The sequence below is a fragment of the Pseudomonas sp. E6002 genome (assembly GCF_013385565.1).
Lineage (GTDB): Bacteria > Pseudomonadota > Gammaproteobacteria > Pseudomonadales > Pseudomonadaceae > Aquipseudomonas.
On record NZ_JACAPT010000001.1, the window covers coordinates 236,786 to 251,777 of the forward strand.

The 14,992-nt window shown below is 59.7% G+C and carries 14 protein-coding genes; 10 read left to right on the forward strand and 4 right to left on the reverse strand.

Annotated features, from left to right (window positions below; translation table 11 throughout):
- The first annotated feature begins 138 nt into the window (after nucleotides 1-138).
- The 7 genes from HX815_RS01220 to HX815_RS01250 all read left to right on the forward strand — a co-directional run bounded on the left by HX815_RS01220 (nucleotide 139) and on the right by HX815_RS01250 (nucleotide 5,527).
- Nucleotides 139-393 (forward strand): YkgJ family cysteine cluster protein, encoded by a 255-nt coding sequence (locus HX815_RS01220; RefSeq protein ID WP_004371217.1) that lies wholly within the window; start codon nucleotides 139-141, stop codon nucleotides 391-393.
- A gap of 44 nt (nucleotides 394-437) precedes the next feature.
- Nucleotides 438-1,043 carry an START domain-containing protein gene (locus tag HX815_RS01225; protein ID WP_004371215.1) on the forward strand — a complete coding sequence of 202 codons (606 nt, stop codon included), beginning with the start codon at nucleotides 438-440 and terminating at the stop codon, nucleotides 1,041-1,043.
- 79 nt (nucleotides 1,044-1,122) lie between these two features.
- Nucleotides 1,123-1,383, forward strand: a complete 261-nt coding sequence (locus HX815_RS01230; protein WP_004371213.1) for a hypothetical protein — start codon at nucleotides 1,123-1,125, stop codon at nucleotides 1,381-1,383.
- A gap of 213 nt (nucleotides 1,384-1,596) precedes the next feature.
- Entirely contained in the window at nucleotides 1,597-1,938 is a 342-nt protein-coding gene (locus tag HX815_RS01235) for a ribonuclease E inhibitor RraB (RefSeq protein ID WP_003193463.1), read from the forward strand.
- A 425-nt stretch (nucleotides 1,939-2,363) separates the two neighbouring features.
- Complete coding sequence (locus tag HX815_RS01240; RefSeq protein WP_177027704.1) at nucleotides 2,364-3,773, forward strand: circularly permuted type 2 ATP-grasp protein; 1,410 nt, start codon at nucleotides 2,364-2,366, stop codon at nucleotides 3,771-3,773.
- Nucleotides 3,774-3,776: 3 nt separating this feature from the next.
- Entirely contained in the window at nucleotides 3,777-4,727 is a 951-nt protein-coding gene (locus HX815_RS01245; protein ID WP_004371204.1) for an alpha-E domain-containing protein, read from the forward strand.
- Nucleotides 4,724-5,527, forward strand: a complete 804-nt coding sequence (locus HX815_RS01250) for a transglutaminase family protein (protein ID WP_004371203.1) — start codon at nucleotides 4,724-4,726, stop codon at nucleotides 5,525-5,527. The genes HX815_RS01245 and HX815_RS01250 overlap by 4 nt, the downstream gene beginning before the upstream one ends.
- A gap of 560 nt (nucleotides 5,528-6,087) precedes the next feature.
- Here HX815_RS01250 and HX815_RS01255 read toward each other — a convergent pair.
- Nucleotides 6,088-6,891, reverse strand: a complete 804-nt coding sequence (locus tag HX815_RS01255; RefSeq protein ID WP_177027705.1) for a cytochrome c — start codon at nucleotides 6,889-6,891, stop codon at nucleotides 6,088-6,090.
- 681 nt (nucleotides 6,892-7,572) lie between these two features.
- Here HX815_RS01255 and HX815_RS01260 point away from each other — a divergent pair.
- From HX815_RS01260 to HX815_RS01270, 3 genes are all read left to right on the forward strand, one after another.
- Entirely contained in the window at nucleotides 7,573-8,778 is a 1,206-nt protein-coding gene (locus tag HX815_RS01260; RefSeq protein WP_008434901.1) for an acetyl-CoA C-acetyltransferase, read from the forward strand.
- A 16-nt stretch (nucleotides 8,779-8,794) separates the two neighbouring features.
- Nucleotides 8,795-10,942 (forward strand): 3-hydroxyacyl-CoA dehydrogenase NAD-binding domain-containing protein, encoded by a 2,148-nt coding sequence (locus HX815_RS01265; protein WP_177027706.1) that lies wholly within the window; start codon nucleotides 8,795-8,797, stop codon nucleotides 10,940-10,942.
- Between the two features lie 203 nt (nucleotides 10,943-11,145).
- Complete coding sequence (locus HX815_RS01270) at nucleotides 11,146-11,874, forward strand: amidotransferase (protein WP_087692757.1); 729 nt, start codon at nucleotides 11,146-11,148, stop codon at nucleotides 11,872-11,874.
- Between the two features lie 165 nt (nucleotides 11,875-12,039).
- Here HX815_RS01270 and HX815_RS01275 read toward each other — a convergent pair whose 3' ends face one another.
- From HX815_RS01275 to HX815_RS01285, 3 genes are all read right to left on the reverse strand, one after another.
- Complete coding sequence (locus tag HX815_RS01275; protein WP_004371189.1) at nucleotides 12,040-13,011, reverse strand: magnesium and cobalt transport protein CorA; 972 nt, start codon at nucleotides 13,009-13,011, stop codon at nucleotides 12,040-12,042.
- 71 nt (nucleotides 13,012-13,082) lie between these two features.
- Nucleotides 13,083-13,838, reverse strand: a complete 756-nt coding sequence (locus tag HX815_RS01280) for a 1-acyl-sn-glycerol-3-phosphate acyltransferase (RefSeq protein ID WP_177027707.1) — start codon at nucleotides 13,836-13,838, stop codon at nucleotides 13,083-13,085.
- Nucleotides 13,839-14,053: 215 nt separating this feature from the next.
- The gene (locus tag HX815_RS01285) at nucleotides 14,054-14,743 is read right to left on the reverse strand and encodes a crotonase/enoyl-CoA hydratase family protein (protein ID WP_102604813.1); all 690 of its coding nucleotides are present in this window, start codon (nucleotides 14,741-14,743) and stop codon (nucleotides 14,054-14,056) included.
- Nucleotides 14,744-14,992 lie beyond the last annotated feature (249 nt).

The window sequence follows — 14,992 nt, forward strand, 5'->3', positions numbered from 1 at the left end:
CCCCTGACCTTCTGTCGCAGACTGGTCAGTCACTTTTGTTTTCGGTGAAAAACCCCTGTTAAGCCAATTTAAAACGTCTGTTTAAGGGCGTAGTCTTACGTGGCCATCAACACTTGAGTTGTCGAGGATCTGTTCGTCATGAAATGCCGTGAAGGCTGTGGCGCTTGCTGCATTGCCCCATCCATCAGTTCTCCGTTGCCGGGAATGCCTGCCGGCAAACCGGCGGGCGAACGCTGCCTGCATCTTTCGGTCGAACAACTGTGCCAGTTGTTTGGCCAGCCTGAGCGGCCGGCAGTGTGTAGTTCGTTCCAGGCGGATATCGAGGTCTGCGGCAGTAGCCAGGCAGAAGCGATCAGGTTGATCGGCTGGTGGGAACAGATGACGGCGGCTTAGTGGGCTGTTCAAAGTACTGAACTTCAACAATAAGGAATAAGACCATGGGTTCACTGAAACGAATTGCTGTGTTGTGCGGTTTTACCGCGTTGTTCGCTGCCGCAGCGCATGCTGAAGACTGGCAGACGGCCAAGGATGAAGACGGCATCAAAGTGTCCTTGAGTGAAATTGCCGGTTCCAAGTACAAGGCTTATCGCGGTGTGACGACCATCAAGGCGCCGCTGGCCAAGATCCAGGCGCTGCAGGAAGACGTGGCGGGGGCCTGCTCCTGGATCCACGAATGCAAGTCGCAGAAACTGCTCAAGCAGGAAGGCGACAAGAGCTGGACCTACACCCAGTTCAAGGCACCGTTCCCGGTGACCGATCGTGACTCGATCCTGGAAATCACCACCACCAAGGCTGCCGACGGCACCGTCACCCGCAAGCTGTTGGAAGTGCCGACCTACCAGCCAGAAGTCAAAGGCTATGTGCGCGTAGCCCAGGTCGATGGTTACTGGAAGCTGGTGCCTAAAGGCGACAACCTGACCGAAGTGACCTACCAGGTGCACACCGAGCCAGGTGGCAGCGTGCCGTCTTGGTTGGCCAACAAGTTCGTGGTGGACGCACCGTTCAACACCTTGAAAGCCCTGAAAGAACACGCTGAAAAATAACTGCAGTTGATCAGGTGCCTCCTGCCTTGAGTGGAACGATTTCCAGGCCCTCAAGGTCCAGATAGATGTAAGCCCACCCATGGGTTTTATCGAGGAGGCTCTGATGCCAAAGTGGAACGTTTCCTTCACCAATGATCATGGTGAGTCGGTAGTCGAGCAATTCGAGTGCGAGCAGAAACCCACGCTTGAAGAAGCTGCGCGCCTGGTTCGCGCCCGCGTATCACCGGTGCTGGAGGAACTGGATCTCAACGATCTGGAGGGGCGTATTGCCGAACCCACGGTCAAGATTCTGAAAGATCAAAACAGCATCAAAGACCTCAAGGTCGACCCCGCCGCCTGAACATTCCCTGTACGCCTTTAAACAGACTCTGGTGGAGGTGATAGCTTCGCGCTACTCTGCAATGGAGATCAGCGAATGAATCGCTAAGGTCTGGTCTTGTCAGCTACATGCTTGTCTCCCAGCGGCGACGTCACTGCCGTAACACCCGCGCCCTTGCAGCGCGGGCCTTGGGAAGCACGGAAAGTCTATCCATCGGTTTGAGGAGGACGTTTCATGAGCACAGCCTATCAAGAAGACATCAGCACCAACGTGTTGCGCCGCATGAAAGAGGGCGGCTTTGACTTCTCGCGTTTCCATCCCATCGAGTTCTACGCCATTTTCCCGGATGAGGAACGGGCGCGGCGGGCTGCGGGTCGGTTTCGTGGGGAATCCCTGAATGCCCAGGTCAGCGCACGGGATGACGGCGCCTGGTACCTGGAATTGAGCAAAATCATGTTCGCCACCTACGACGGCATAGGAGACTTCGAGCAGGACTTTGAGGCGGTGGTCGAGCCCTTGGGCGGAATCATCGAGGGATGGGGCGTGAAACAGGAGGTGCGTGGGTTACCCATGTAGCGACATGAGCAACAACACAGCGTATCGGCTGACCTTTGGGTCGGCCGTTTTTGTTTCTGGCGCGGGAAAAATCCTACGCAAAAAAAAGCCACCCGAGCAGGGTGGCCAAAGGGAAGATCGCAAAGGAGGAGAGCGATTCGGTACAAACGGTAATGCCCAATGGATGAGGCTGTAGGACGCGTCCTGTTCAGCTGATGGAGGTGATTATCCGCGGGGTTTGCCGGGCAGTGAAATCAACTCTGACTATGCTGGTGATAGTCATGGCCTGCATTGCAATGAGGCGCCGCCCATGACAGCGGGCATTTGCTGCACCGGGACGGTGCGATGAGACCTGCGTCTATATCCAACTGATTGATACTTAAGTGTTTATGCCGCTGGCACGGGCCTTGCGATGGTTCTGGCGTCCGGGTGACAAGGAGTACGGCATGATCCGCACTTATTATGATGAGATGTACGACGGGGCAGGGCAGGTGCGCCCCCATTACCGCGAATTCGCCCGCTGGTTGGCCGACACGCCGGCCGAACTGCTGGCCCAGCGCCGGCGCGAAGCCGATTTGCTGTTTCACCGGGCCGGTATCACCTTCACCTTGTATGGCGATGAGCAAGGTACCGAGCGCCTGATCCCCTTCGACACGATCCCCCGCAGCATCCCGGCCAGTGAATGGCGGATCGTCGAGCGCGGCTGCATCCAGCGGGTCAAGGCGCTGAACATGTTCCTCGCCGACCTCTACCACGAACAACGCATTATCCAGGCCGGGATCATCCCCGCCGAGCAAGTCCTGGCCAACGAGCAGTACCAGTTGGCGATGCAGGGCCTGGACCTGCATCGGGATATCTATTCCCACATCTCAGGTGTCGACCTCGTACGCGATGGCGACGGCACTTACTACGTCCTCGAAGACAATCTGCGTACTCCCAGCGGCGTGAGCTACATGCTCGAAGACCGCAAGATGATGATGCGCCTGTTCCCCGAACTGTTCGCGGCCCAGCGCATCGCGCCCATCGACCACTATCCCAACCTGTTGCTCGACACCCTGAAAAGCTCCAGCCCGCTGGATAATCCCAGTGTGGTGGTGCTGACGCCTGGGCGTTTCAACAGTGCGTTCTTCGAGCATGCATTCCTGGCCCGGGAAATGGGCGTGGAACTGGTGGAAGGCGCCGACCTGTTCGTGCGTGATGACCGCGTGTTCATGCGCACCACCGATGGTCCCAAGGCGGTGGATGTGATCTACCGTCGCCTCGACGACGCGTTCCTCGACCCGCTGGCCTTCAACCCGGACTCCATGCTCGGCGTACCGGGCCTGCTGGCGGCGTATCGCTCGGGCAACGTGGTGTTGGCCAATGCCATCGGCACCGGGGTGGCGGATGACAAGTCGGTGTACCCCTTCGTCACCGAGATGATCCGTTTTTACCTGGATGAAGAACCGATCCTGAAGAATGTTCCGACGTTCCAGTGCCGTAATCCCAGTGAACTGTCCCACGTACTGGCCAACCTTCCGCAACTGGTGGTGAAGGAAACCCAGGGCTCCGGTGGCTATGGCATGTTGGTCGGCCCGGCCGCCTCGGCGGCGGAAATCGAAGCCTTCCGCGCACGTATCAAGGCCAAGCCCCACGCCTATATCGCGCAACCGACCCTGTGCCTGTCGACATGCCCGACCTTCGTCGAAAACGGCATCGCGCCACGCCACATCGACCTGCGCCCGTTTGTGCTGCAAGGCAAGGAAACCCGTGTGGTGCCCGGCGGCCTGACTCGTGTGGCGCTGCGGGAAGGTTCGCTGGTGGTCAACTCGTCCCAGGGCGGCGGCACCAAAGACACCTGGGTGGTCGAGGATTGAAATATGTTGAGTAGAACTGCCTCGGATTTGTATTGGATGTCACGCTACCTGGAGCGCGCGGAAAACCTCGCGCGGATGCTCGATGTCAGTTATTCGCTGTCGCTGATGCCCCAGGACGGGCGCGGCGATGGCCTGCATGAACTGGCGATGCCGCTGCTGATCACCGGCACCCTCGACGATTACCGCGAGCGCCACGGTGAACTGCACGCCGAACGCCTGCTGCACTTCTTCGCCCTGGATGCTGCCAACCCGGCCAGCATCTACAGCTGCCTCGGCGCTGCACGCGCCAGTGCCCATGCCGTGCGTGGGCGAATCACCGCCGACATGTGGGAAAACATCAACGCCACCTGGCTGGAAATTCGCGACATCGCCCAGCAAGGCCTGAGCCGCTACGGCATGAGCCGGTTCTGCGAGTGGGTCAAGGAACGTTCCCACCTGTTCCGCGGTGCCACCTACGGCACCATCATGCGTAACGACGCCTTTCGTTTTATTCGCCTGGGCACCTTTATCGAGCGCGCCGACAACACCCTGCGCTTGCTCGACGCCCGCTATGAAATGGCCGGCGACCAGGCCGAAGCGGTCACCGATGGTACCGCCCATGCCTACTATCAATGGAGTGCGTTGTTGCGGGCGTTGTCGTCGTTCGAGGCCTACACCGAGATCTACCGTGATGCCCCCGGCGCCCGGCAAGTCGCCGAACTGTTGCTGCTGCGCGCCGACGTGCCGCGGTCGCTGCGGGCCTGCAGTGAAGAGATCGACCAGATCCTTGGCAGCCTGCCCGGCATCAACGGTCGCCCGGCCCAACGCCTGGCAGCGGAAATGGACGCACGCCTGCGCTATACAGCCATCGACGAAATTCTCGAGGAAGGCCTGCACGCTTGGCTGACCGACTTCATCCCGCTCGTGCGCGAGTTGGGCGATGCTATTTACAGTTCCTACCTGGAGGCGGCATGAGACTTTCCATCAGCCACGAAACCACCTACCACTACGAAGACCAGGTGCGTGCCAGCATCCAGTACCTGCGGCTCACGCCCCACGACAGCGAGCGCCAGCATGTCCTCAGTTGGCAGTTGGACTTGCCCCGGCCGGTACGGGCGCAACTGGACCCGTTCGGCAACATCCTGCACGTGTTGACCCTGGACGAGCCCCATGAAGCCATCATCATTGGCGCCCGTGGCCAGGTGGATATCGACGAATTGCGCGAGGCCGAACATGAAAGCCAGTCGGCCTTCCCGTTCCTGCGCTGCACCCGTTTGACCGAACCGGACGAGGCCCTGCGCAGCTTTGCCGAAAAGCATTGCCATCAACGCCGCGACCGCAGCGCATTGATCGACCTGATGCACGCGCTGAACCAGTACATGACCTATTCGCCCGGCTCTACCGAAGTCGACACCTGTGCGGCCAAGGCGTTTGCCGGGCGTGCCGGGGTGTGCCAGGACCACACCCACGCCTTCCTCGCCTGTGCCCGCAGCCTGGGGATTCCGGCGCGTTATGTGTCGGGGTATTTGTACAGCGAAGACTGCGAGCACCTCGCCAGCCATGCCTGGGCTGAAGCGTGGCTGGATGACGCCTGGTACAGTTTTGACGTGACCAATCAACTGGCGCGGCCGGAGCGGCATTTGAAGCTGGCGGTGGGTCTGGATTACCTGGACGCCTGCCCGGTACGAGGCATGCGTCGTGGGGGAGGGCATGAGCAGATGCATGCCAAGGTATTTGTAGCGCCGACACCGGTGATTTCGGTGCAGCAGCAGTAGGATCCAGGGAGAGAGGGAGCTCTGTGTAGCAGGAAAGCTCTCCGTGCCAGGACAGCTTTTTGTGGCGAGGGAGCTTGCTCCCGCTGGGCCGCGAAGCGGCCCCAAGGCATGCCCCCGAGTTCTGTCTGGAGAAATGTTATTGCCTGATTGGGGCTGCTGCGCAGCCCAGCGGGAGCAAGCTCCCTCGCCACAGGTTTACCCGAGCCTTAAGGCTGCTTTCTGCCCGCCATATGCTTCAAATACCCCACCAGCAGATCCAGGTCCGCATCCGGCAGCACGCTGGCGGCAAACGCGGGCATTTTCGCCTGTGGCCAGTGCCGCATGCTTTTCGATTTCGGTGCAGCAGCAGTAGGATTCCGGGAGAGAGAGGAAGCTTTGTGTAGCAGGAAAGCTCTCTGTGCCAGGAAAGCTTTTTGTGGTGAGGGAGCTTGCTCCCGCTGGGCTGCGAAGCGGCCCCAAAGCATGCCCCCGAGTTCTCTCTGGAGAAATGTGATTGCCTGATTGGGGCTGCTGCGCAGCCCAGCGGGAGCAAGCTCTCTCGCCACAGGTTTACCCGAGCCTTAAGGCTGCTTTCTGCCCGCCATATGCTTCAAATACCCCACCAGCAGATCCAGGTCCGCATCCGGCAACACGCTGGTGGCAAACGCCGGCATCTTCGCCTGTGGCCAGTGCCGCATGCTTTGCGGATCGCGGATGTAGCGCTTGAGGAAATCCCCGGCAAAATATTCAGTGGGGTTGTAAGGAATATTCAGGTCCGGCCCCACCTGCGCATCGCCGGCCCCGTTCAGGCGATGACATGCCAGGCAGTTCTTCTGGAACAGTGCGAACCCCTGATTCACCGGGTCATTCGCCGCCAGTTTCGGATCCGGCAACAACGCCGGGAAGCGCTCCGCCACCGTCTTCAACTGCTTGATCCCGGAAATCTGAAACGGCCATTGCTCAGGGCTGATATGCCCGGCTTGTGGATCGGTCCACACCAGATAAAACGGCCCGGCACTGGGCTTGCCGTCTGCCAGTGGCGGCCACGGATGCGCCGGATCTTCCACCGCCAGCCAGGCCCGCGCGCCGCTTTTTGATAGCAGCGGTGCCGCCGTCAGTTCCGCGGCAAAGCCGTCGAGGGCCACTGCCTGCAGATGGTTATCCGGCATGATGCCTGGCAACAGCGCTGCCAACGGCACTGCGCGATACGTCATGTTGCGCTTGTAGGAAACGTCATCAACGATCTGCACCGTCTGCACATCCGGACGCTTGAGCAGTTCGGTGGTTTCCCAGGTTTTGCTGGCGTGATCCAGCTCGACGGTCAATTTCGCGGCGTGCGCCGGCAAGGCCAGCAGCAGGATCAGGAGGACGATGATCTGTTTCAAGGAAGGGCCACATATCGGAAAAGGCGGTGGAACTCACGATACCGCAAAATCAAAAAATCTCGGCGCGCAAAACGGCAGCCCCTGACGGGATCGCTATACGCAATATCCCGAAAGGCGCTGCCAAAGGCTGCGATCCTGGCGCTGTGTCTGCGCAGAATGTGGGGTGTGAGAGGTCACCCAATGACCTTGGTGAGGTTGGGCAAGATCAGAATCAGGGTGGTGGCGAACAGAATAAGTCCCGCCTGACGTACTTTCGAATGCTTGAACATGGCTGACTGCCTTTTGTTGTTATTCCTGAGCGTCAAATGCGTGCCGGTCGATTCAACTATGACGGTGCTACATGACTCTTTTCTTACAGTTCCTACAGGTGCTCCAGCAAAACCCGGCAGCAACCTTTAACTTCTCTTACAGATTCAACCTTAGAGCCCTCGTTCTACATGGCTTAGATCCATTTCGTCTCATCACCTGAAGAAAAATTATTAAAAAGGCATGAGGCCAATTGCCAGCCAGACGCCAGCCCTACGGCTAGACAGCTAAAACGATTAATCAGCCGATTCCCGTAGCCTCCTACCGTTCGTCTGAGCGTGAGCGTCAAGGTCAATGAGCGGTTCGGTCATTGAATCCGGCGCCCCGGCGCCTAAGGTAAGGGCACGATTCGTTGCATAGTGATTCGAGGACGTCATGACCCAAGCTTTGATCTTTGATGCGATACGCACGCCCCGGGGCAAAGGCAAGGCGGATGGCGCCCTGCACAGCGTCAAGCCGGTGAACCTGGTGGCCGGTTTGCTGACGGCACTGCAACAGCGCACCGACCTCGACACCCGGCAAGTGGATGACATCGTCCTGGGCTGTGTCACACCGATTGGCGACCAGGGCGCCGACATCGCCAAGACCGCCGCCTTGGTGGCGGACTGGGATATCAGCGTCGCCGGGGTGCAGATCAACCGGTTTTGCGCCTCGGGCCTGGAAGCCGTGAACCTCGGCGCGATGAAAGTGCGCTCCGGCTTTGAAGACCTCGTGGTGGTGGGCGGCGTCGAGTCCATGTCCCGAGTGCCCATGGGCAGTGACGGCGGCGCCTGGGTGCTCGACCCGCAAACCAATATGCACAGCCACTTCACCCCGCAAGGCATCGGTGCCGACCTGATCGCCACCCTGGAAGGCTTCACCCGCCAGGACGTCGACGCCTTTGCCCTGCACTCACAGCAGAAAGCGGCGCGGGCCAGATCAGACGGTTCCTTCAACAAGTCGCTGATCGCCGTGCAGGACCAAAATGGCATTGTGCTGCTGGATCAGGACGAATTCATCCGTGCCGATTCCACCCTCGAAGGCCTGGGCAAACTCAAGCCCAGCTTCGAAATGATGGGCCAGATGGGCTTCGACGCCACGGCGTTGCGGGTCTACAGCCACGTCGAACGCATCAACCACGTGCACACACCGGGCAACAGTTCCGGGATCGTCGATGGCGCGGCGCTGATGCTGATCGGTTCTGAAGCAAAAGGTCGCGAACTCGGCCTGCAACCCCGGGCGCGGATCGTCGCCACCGCTGTCACCAGTACCGACCCCACCATCATGTTGACCGGCCCGGCACCGGCAACCCGCAAGGCACTGGCCAAGGCGGGTTTGCGGGTTGAAGACATCGACCTGTTCGAGGTCAACGAAGCGTTTGCGTCGGTGGTGCTCAAGTTCATCAAGGACATGGGCATCGACGCCGCCCGGGTCAACGTCAACGGTGGCTCCATCGCCATGGGCCACCCGCTGGGCGCCACGGGCTGCGCGATTCTCGGCACCTTGCTTGATGAGCTGGAGGTACGCCAGCAGCGTTATGGCCTGGCCACCCTGTGTGTCGGCGGCGGCATGGGTATCGCCACTATCATCGAACGCCTCTGAGCCTAAGGAATCAGTCATGACCGATGCCATTCGTTACGAAAAGGGCCAGGACCAGATTGTGGTGCTGACCATCGACATGCCCGGCCAGAGCGCCAACACCATGAACGGGGTGTACCGCGAGGCCATGGCGGCCACCGTCGTCCGCCTGGACGCCGAGAAGGATTCGATTGCGGGCGTGATCATCACCTCGGCGAAGAAGACCTTCTTTGCCGGCGGCGACCTCAATGAACTGATCAAGGTCGACAAGCCCCACGCCAAGGATTTCTACGACAGCGTGCTGGTGCTGAAGGCGCAACTGCGCACCCTGGAAACCCTCGGCAAACCGGTAGTGGCCGCGATCAACGGCGCAGCGCTGGGCGGTGGCTGGGAGATTTGCCTGGCGTGCCAGCACCGTGTGGCGCTGGACCACAAGTCGGTACAGATTGGCCTGCCGGAAGTCACCCTCGGGCTTTTGCCGGGTGGCGGCGGTGTGGTGCGCATGGTGCGGATGCTGGGCCTGGAAAAAGCCTTGCCCTACTTGCTGGAAGGCAAAAAGATTACGCCGCAGCAGGCGCTGCAAGCCGGGTTGATTGATGAGCTGGCGGCAGACCGTGACGAGCTGCTGGCCAAGTCCCGGGCGTGGATTCTGGCCAACCCCGAGGCGAAACAGCGCTGGGACATCAAGGGCTATCAGATCCCGGGTGGTACGCCGTCCAACCCGAAAGTCGCGCAAATGCTTGCCATTGCGCCATCGATCCTGCGCGCCAAAACCAACGGCTGCTTCCCGGCCCCGGAGAAAATCCTCTGCGCCGCCGTGGAAGGTGCCCAGGTGGATTTCGACACCGCGCACTTGATCGAGACCCGCTACTTCACCGAGCTGGTCACCGGGCAAGTGGCGAAAAACATGATTGGCACCTTCTGGTTCCAGCTCAATGAAATCAATGCCGGCAGTTCGCGGCCCAAGGGCTTTGCGCCGTATGTGACACGCAAGGTCGGCGTGCTCGGCGCCGGGATGATGGGCGCGGGCATTGCCTACGTCAGCGCCTCGGCGGGCATTGAGGTGGTGCTCAAGGACGTCAGCCAGGCGGCGGCAGAGAAGGGCAAGGCCCACTCGGCCACGTTGCTGGACAAGAAGGTCGGGCGTGGGCAATTGACCGCCGAACAGCGGGAAACCATCCTCGCGCGGATTGTTCCTACCGAATCCGATGCTGATCTTGCCGGCTGCGACCTGATCATCGAAGCCGTCTTCGAGGATCGGGAACTCAAGGCCAAGGTCTCGGCGGCCGCGCAAAACGTGGTGGGCGCCGAAGCGGTGATCGCCTCCAACACCTCCACCTTGCCCATCAGCGGGTTAGCCACCGCCGTTCCAGACCAGGGCAAGTTTATCGGCCTGCACTTCTTCAGCCCGGTGGACAAAATGCCCTTGGTGGAAATCATCAAGGGCGCCCGCACCAGCGACGAAACCCTGGCGCGGGGGTTCGACTTCGTACTGCAAATCAAGAAAACCCCGATCGTGGTCAACGACAGCCGCGGCTTCTTCACTTCAAGGGTGTTTGGCACCTTCACCAATGAAGGTATCGCCATGCTCGGCGAAGGCGTGGCCGCACCGATGATCGAGACCGAGGCACGCAAGGCCGGCATGCCTGTGGGACCGCTGGCGGTCTCTGACGAAGTTTCCCTCAGCCTGATGAGCCATATCCGTCAACAGACGGCCAAGGACCTACAGGCCGAGGGCAAGCCGTTACCGCAGCACCCGGCGTTTGCCGTGATCGACCTGTTGCTCATTGAATACAAGCGCCCGGGCAAGGCGGCGGGTGGCGGTTTCTACGAATACCCGGCGGGCGGGCAGAAACACCTGTGGCCGGAGCTGAAAAGCCGCTTCGAAAAGCCCGGCCAACAGATCTCGCCGCAAGACGTGCGCGACCGTTTGCTGTTCATCCAGGCCATCGAAACCGTGCGCTGTGTGGAGGAGGGCGTATTGATGTCGACGGCTGATGCCAACGTCGGCTCGATCTTCGGTATCGGCTTTGCCGCCTGGAGCGGCGGAGCGCTGCAATTCATCAACCAGTACGGCCTGAACGATTTCGTCGCCCGCGCCCGCTACCTGGCCGAGCAATATGGTGAGCGCTTCACGCCGCCGGCGCTGCTGTTGGAGAAAGCTGCACAGGGTGAAGCGTTTCGGTGATCCAAATGTGGGAGCGGCGGTGCGACGATTCGACTTGCTCGCGAAAGCGGTGGATCAGCTAACGAGTGTGTTGACTGACACACCGCATTCGCGAGCAAACCCGCTCCCACATTGAGCATGGCGATGGGGCTTGCCTTGGAAGGGTATTTCAAGGCAGGCTCTGGGGGTGTTCATTATTCCCATCGCCGTGTCAGGTATTTTTTATGTCGTTACGCGTGTGCATCCTGGAAACCGATATCCTGCGTCCTGGGCTGATCGATCAGTACCAAGGGTACGGGCAGATGTTCAAGCGCCTGTTCTCCAAACAGCCGATTGCCGCCGAGTTCGTCATCTATAACGTGGTGCAGGGTGAATACCCGGCGGATGAAGAAGTGTTCGACGCGTACCTGGTGACGGGCAGCAAGGCCGACTCCTTTGGCACCGATCCGTGGATCCAGACCCTCAAGACCTACCTGCTGGACCGCCATGCCCGCGGCGACAAGCTGATCGGCATCTGCTTCGGCCACCAGTTGCTGGCGCTGCTGTTGGGTGGCAAGACCGAGCGGGCGACCAAGGGCTGGGGCATGGGCATCCATGACTACAAACTGAACGCCAAGGCACCGTGGATGAGCCCGGTGGTGGAAGAACTGACGCTGTTGATCAGCCACCAGGACCAGGTCACCACCTTGCCGGAAAACGCCACCGTGATCGCCTCCAGCGAGTTCTGCCCGTTTGCGGCGTACCACATTGAAGACCAGGTGCTGTGTTTCCAGGGCCACCCGGAATTTATCCACGACTATTCCCGCGAGTTGCTGGAGATTCTTCAGACAACGCTGGGGGAGAAGGTCTACACCAACGGTGTGGCCAGCCTGGAACGAGACCACCACGGCGTCACCGTGGCGGAATGGATGATGCGGTTTGTGGCGCACAAACCAAAAGCAGGAGCGGCCTGAAACCGTCCAGGGCAAGAAGCACGCTCTTCAAGGCAAAGCAGATTAATGTAGGAGCTGGCTTGCCTGCGATAGCATCACCTTGGTGTAACTGACAAACCGAGGTGCCTGCATCGCAGGCAAGCCAGCTCCCACACTTTTGATCTTCAGCAAATTGAGCTGGGTTTGTTACAGCCAGCCTGAACGCTTGAAGCTGGCCCACAAACTTGTACACCCCACCGCAATAAACCCCAGCACCGCAAAATAGCCGTAGTGCCATTGCAGCTCCGGCATGTTCTGGAAGTTCATCCCGTAAATCCCGGCCACCGCCGTCGGGAACGCCAGAATCGCTGCCCACGCGGCAAACTTGCGTTGCACCACGCTTTGGCGCGAGGCTTCCAGCAACACCCCAATCTCGATGGTCTGGCTGGCGATATCCCGCAAGGTGGTCAGGTCTTCCATCTGCCGGGTGACGTGAATCTGCACATCGCGAAAGTACGGACGCATGTTCTTGTCGATAAACGGGAAGCTCAGTTTCTGCAATTCCTGACTGATCTCCACCATCGGTGCCACATAGCGCTTCAGTCGCAGCACATCGCGGCGCAGGCCGTGGAGCTTCTGGATATCCGCTTCACTCAGGGAGTTGCACAACACGTTGCGCTCCAGTTCATCGACCTCGGCATGAATCGCCTCGCTCACCGGCTGGTAGTTCTCGGTAACAAAATCCAGCAGCGCATAGAGTACGAAATCTTCCCCATGCTCCAGCAACAGCGGTCGCGCCTCACAGCGCTGGCGCACATAGCCGTAGGATGCCGAGTGGCCGTTGCGGGCGGTGATGATGTAGCCGTTGCCGGCAAAGATATGGGTTTCGATAAACTCCAGCTTGCCGTTATCGCGCACCGGCGAATAGGTCACGATAAACAGCGCGTCGCCGAAGGTTTCAAGCTTGGGGCGGCTGTGTTTTTCCAGGGCGTCTTCGATGGCCAGTTCGTGCAGGTTGAACTGGCGCTGCAGGTTGGCCAGTTCCAGTGCGCTGGGCTCTTCCAGGCCGATCCACACAAAGTGGTCAGGCTTGGCGGCCCACGCGGCGCCTTCGTCGAGGGTGATATCAGTGACTTTCTTTCCGGCGCTATAGACGGCGGCCGCAACAACTCTACCCATAGTGCTGATCGCTTCTTCTTGAATGGCAGATGACAACTGTCAGGCAGCTTAGCTGCCCTGCCCAATCAGAGTCAGCAAATTCGGCGGGGTTCAGCCGTGATTGCAGGTGTGGTTTGCAGCTCGCGGTCCATCGCCTCGATGCAGTCGCGCATTTGCTCGCGACAGGTCTGCATTAACAGCGGCATGTCATCCATCGTCAGCCCCTTCGTAGGAATCGGCGGCAACGAGCGAATCAGAATATCGCCACTGTTCCAGCGATTGAGCTTCATCTGCTTCACATAGGTGCTGACACACACCTGCACAATCGGCACGCCTGCGGCGATCGCCATCTGGAACGCGCCTTTCTTGAACGGCAGCAGGGTTTCACCGAAGTTGCGCGTGCCTTCCGGGAACACCCAGATCGAGGTGTCGGCATGCGCCAAGGTGTGGGTGGTGGTCAGCATCGAACGCCGCGCCTTGTGCGCATTGCCCCGGTCGATCAACACATTGCCCGCCAGCCAGAACAACTGTCCGAACAACGGCACCCACTTCAGGCTCTTCTTGCCGATACACACCGTGCGGTACGGCACCACGGTGCCGAACACAAACAGGTCGTAGTTGGATTGATGGTTGGCGATGATCACGCAACTGCTGGGCTTGTTACGCAGCGAGTCGACATCGGCCTTCACTCGCAGGCGCAATAGCCACATCGCCGGCACCGCATACAGGCGCGCGCAGTAACGGCTGTTGTCCGGATTGAACGGCCGACAGATCCCCAGCAGCACGCCCAGTACGCCCGCAATCATAAAATGCAGGCCCATCAACAACATGCGTAACAAAAAAAGCATCGACACAGCCCATCGGGACAAAAGGTGGCGCAGTGTACGGATGTGCACTGTATTCGGCAATTGCCCCTATAGAGTCAGAAGATAGGCGATGTTTAAGCGCATGTTTCAACATGCTGTGACAGACACTGTCTAGAGCGGTTGTAGGCAAACCGGAATTCTTTGTAAGAAAAAGCCCGACTCAAGGTCGGGCTTCGATTCAGCAGGCGTAGGTTTAATTAACCCAAGTGGCCTTGGTCCTGAATGATCGCGTCATCCAGGGCTTCCAGCAGCGCCTTACGCACCTTCAGCTTGGTGTGCTTGTGGGCGTTCATATTGATCTTCTTCAACTGGCGAGCCGCTTCCAGTGCGGCTGCCTGCAACGCTTCCGGCGCCACCACCTTGTCCAGGAACCCGGCGCTCAACGCGTCCTGCGGGTTAAACATCTCGGCATTGATCACCGAACGGTGGAACGCCGACTTGCGCAGACGATCCCGCGCCAGCTCGATCCCGGCGTGGTGCATGGTCATGCCGATCATCACTTCATTCAGGCCAATGCTGAACGGTCCGTCTACACCGATCCGGTAATCCGCCGACAACAGCAGGAATGCCCCCTTGGCCACCGCGTGCCCGGGGCACGCCACGATCACCGGGAACGGGTGCGACAACAGGCGGCGGGCGAGGGTGGAGCCTGACGTCACCAGGCTCACGGCTTCTTTAGGGCCGGCGGTCATCACCTTCAAATCATAGCCACCGGACAAAATCCCCGGCGTGCCCGTGATGATCACCACCGCCCGATCCTTCTCGGCCTGATCCAGCGCTTGATTAAACGCACTGACCACTGCCGGCGAAATGGCATTCACCTTGCCGTTGCTCAGGGTCAGGGTCGCGATACCGTCTTCGAGGTGGTAGGCAATCAACTCACTCATGACGCGATTCCTTGTAATGCTTGTAATAGAAGGACAGACGGCAGACGTTACCCACCGCGCCCGCCCTGGTAAAGCGCCATGACTGACTACCCAGTCAGACTTTTCCCCCATGCCCACCCGCAGGCGGCCTTCGGCAAGGCGCAGCAGCTACTATAGACAAGCGCCGCGAGTGCCCGAGAATGGCAGAATCGCCGTGGTGTGCGTGGCGCCGCAGAGGGCTGGAACGGCATAACCGCCTAAGCGCATGAA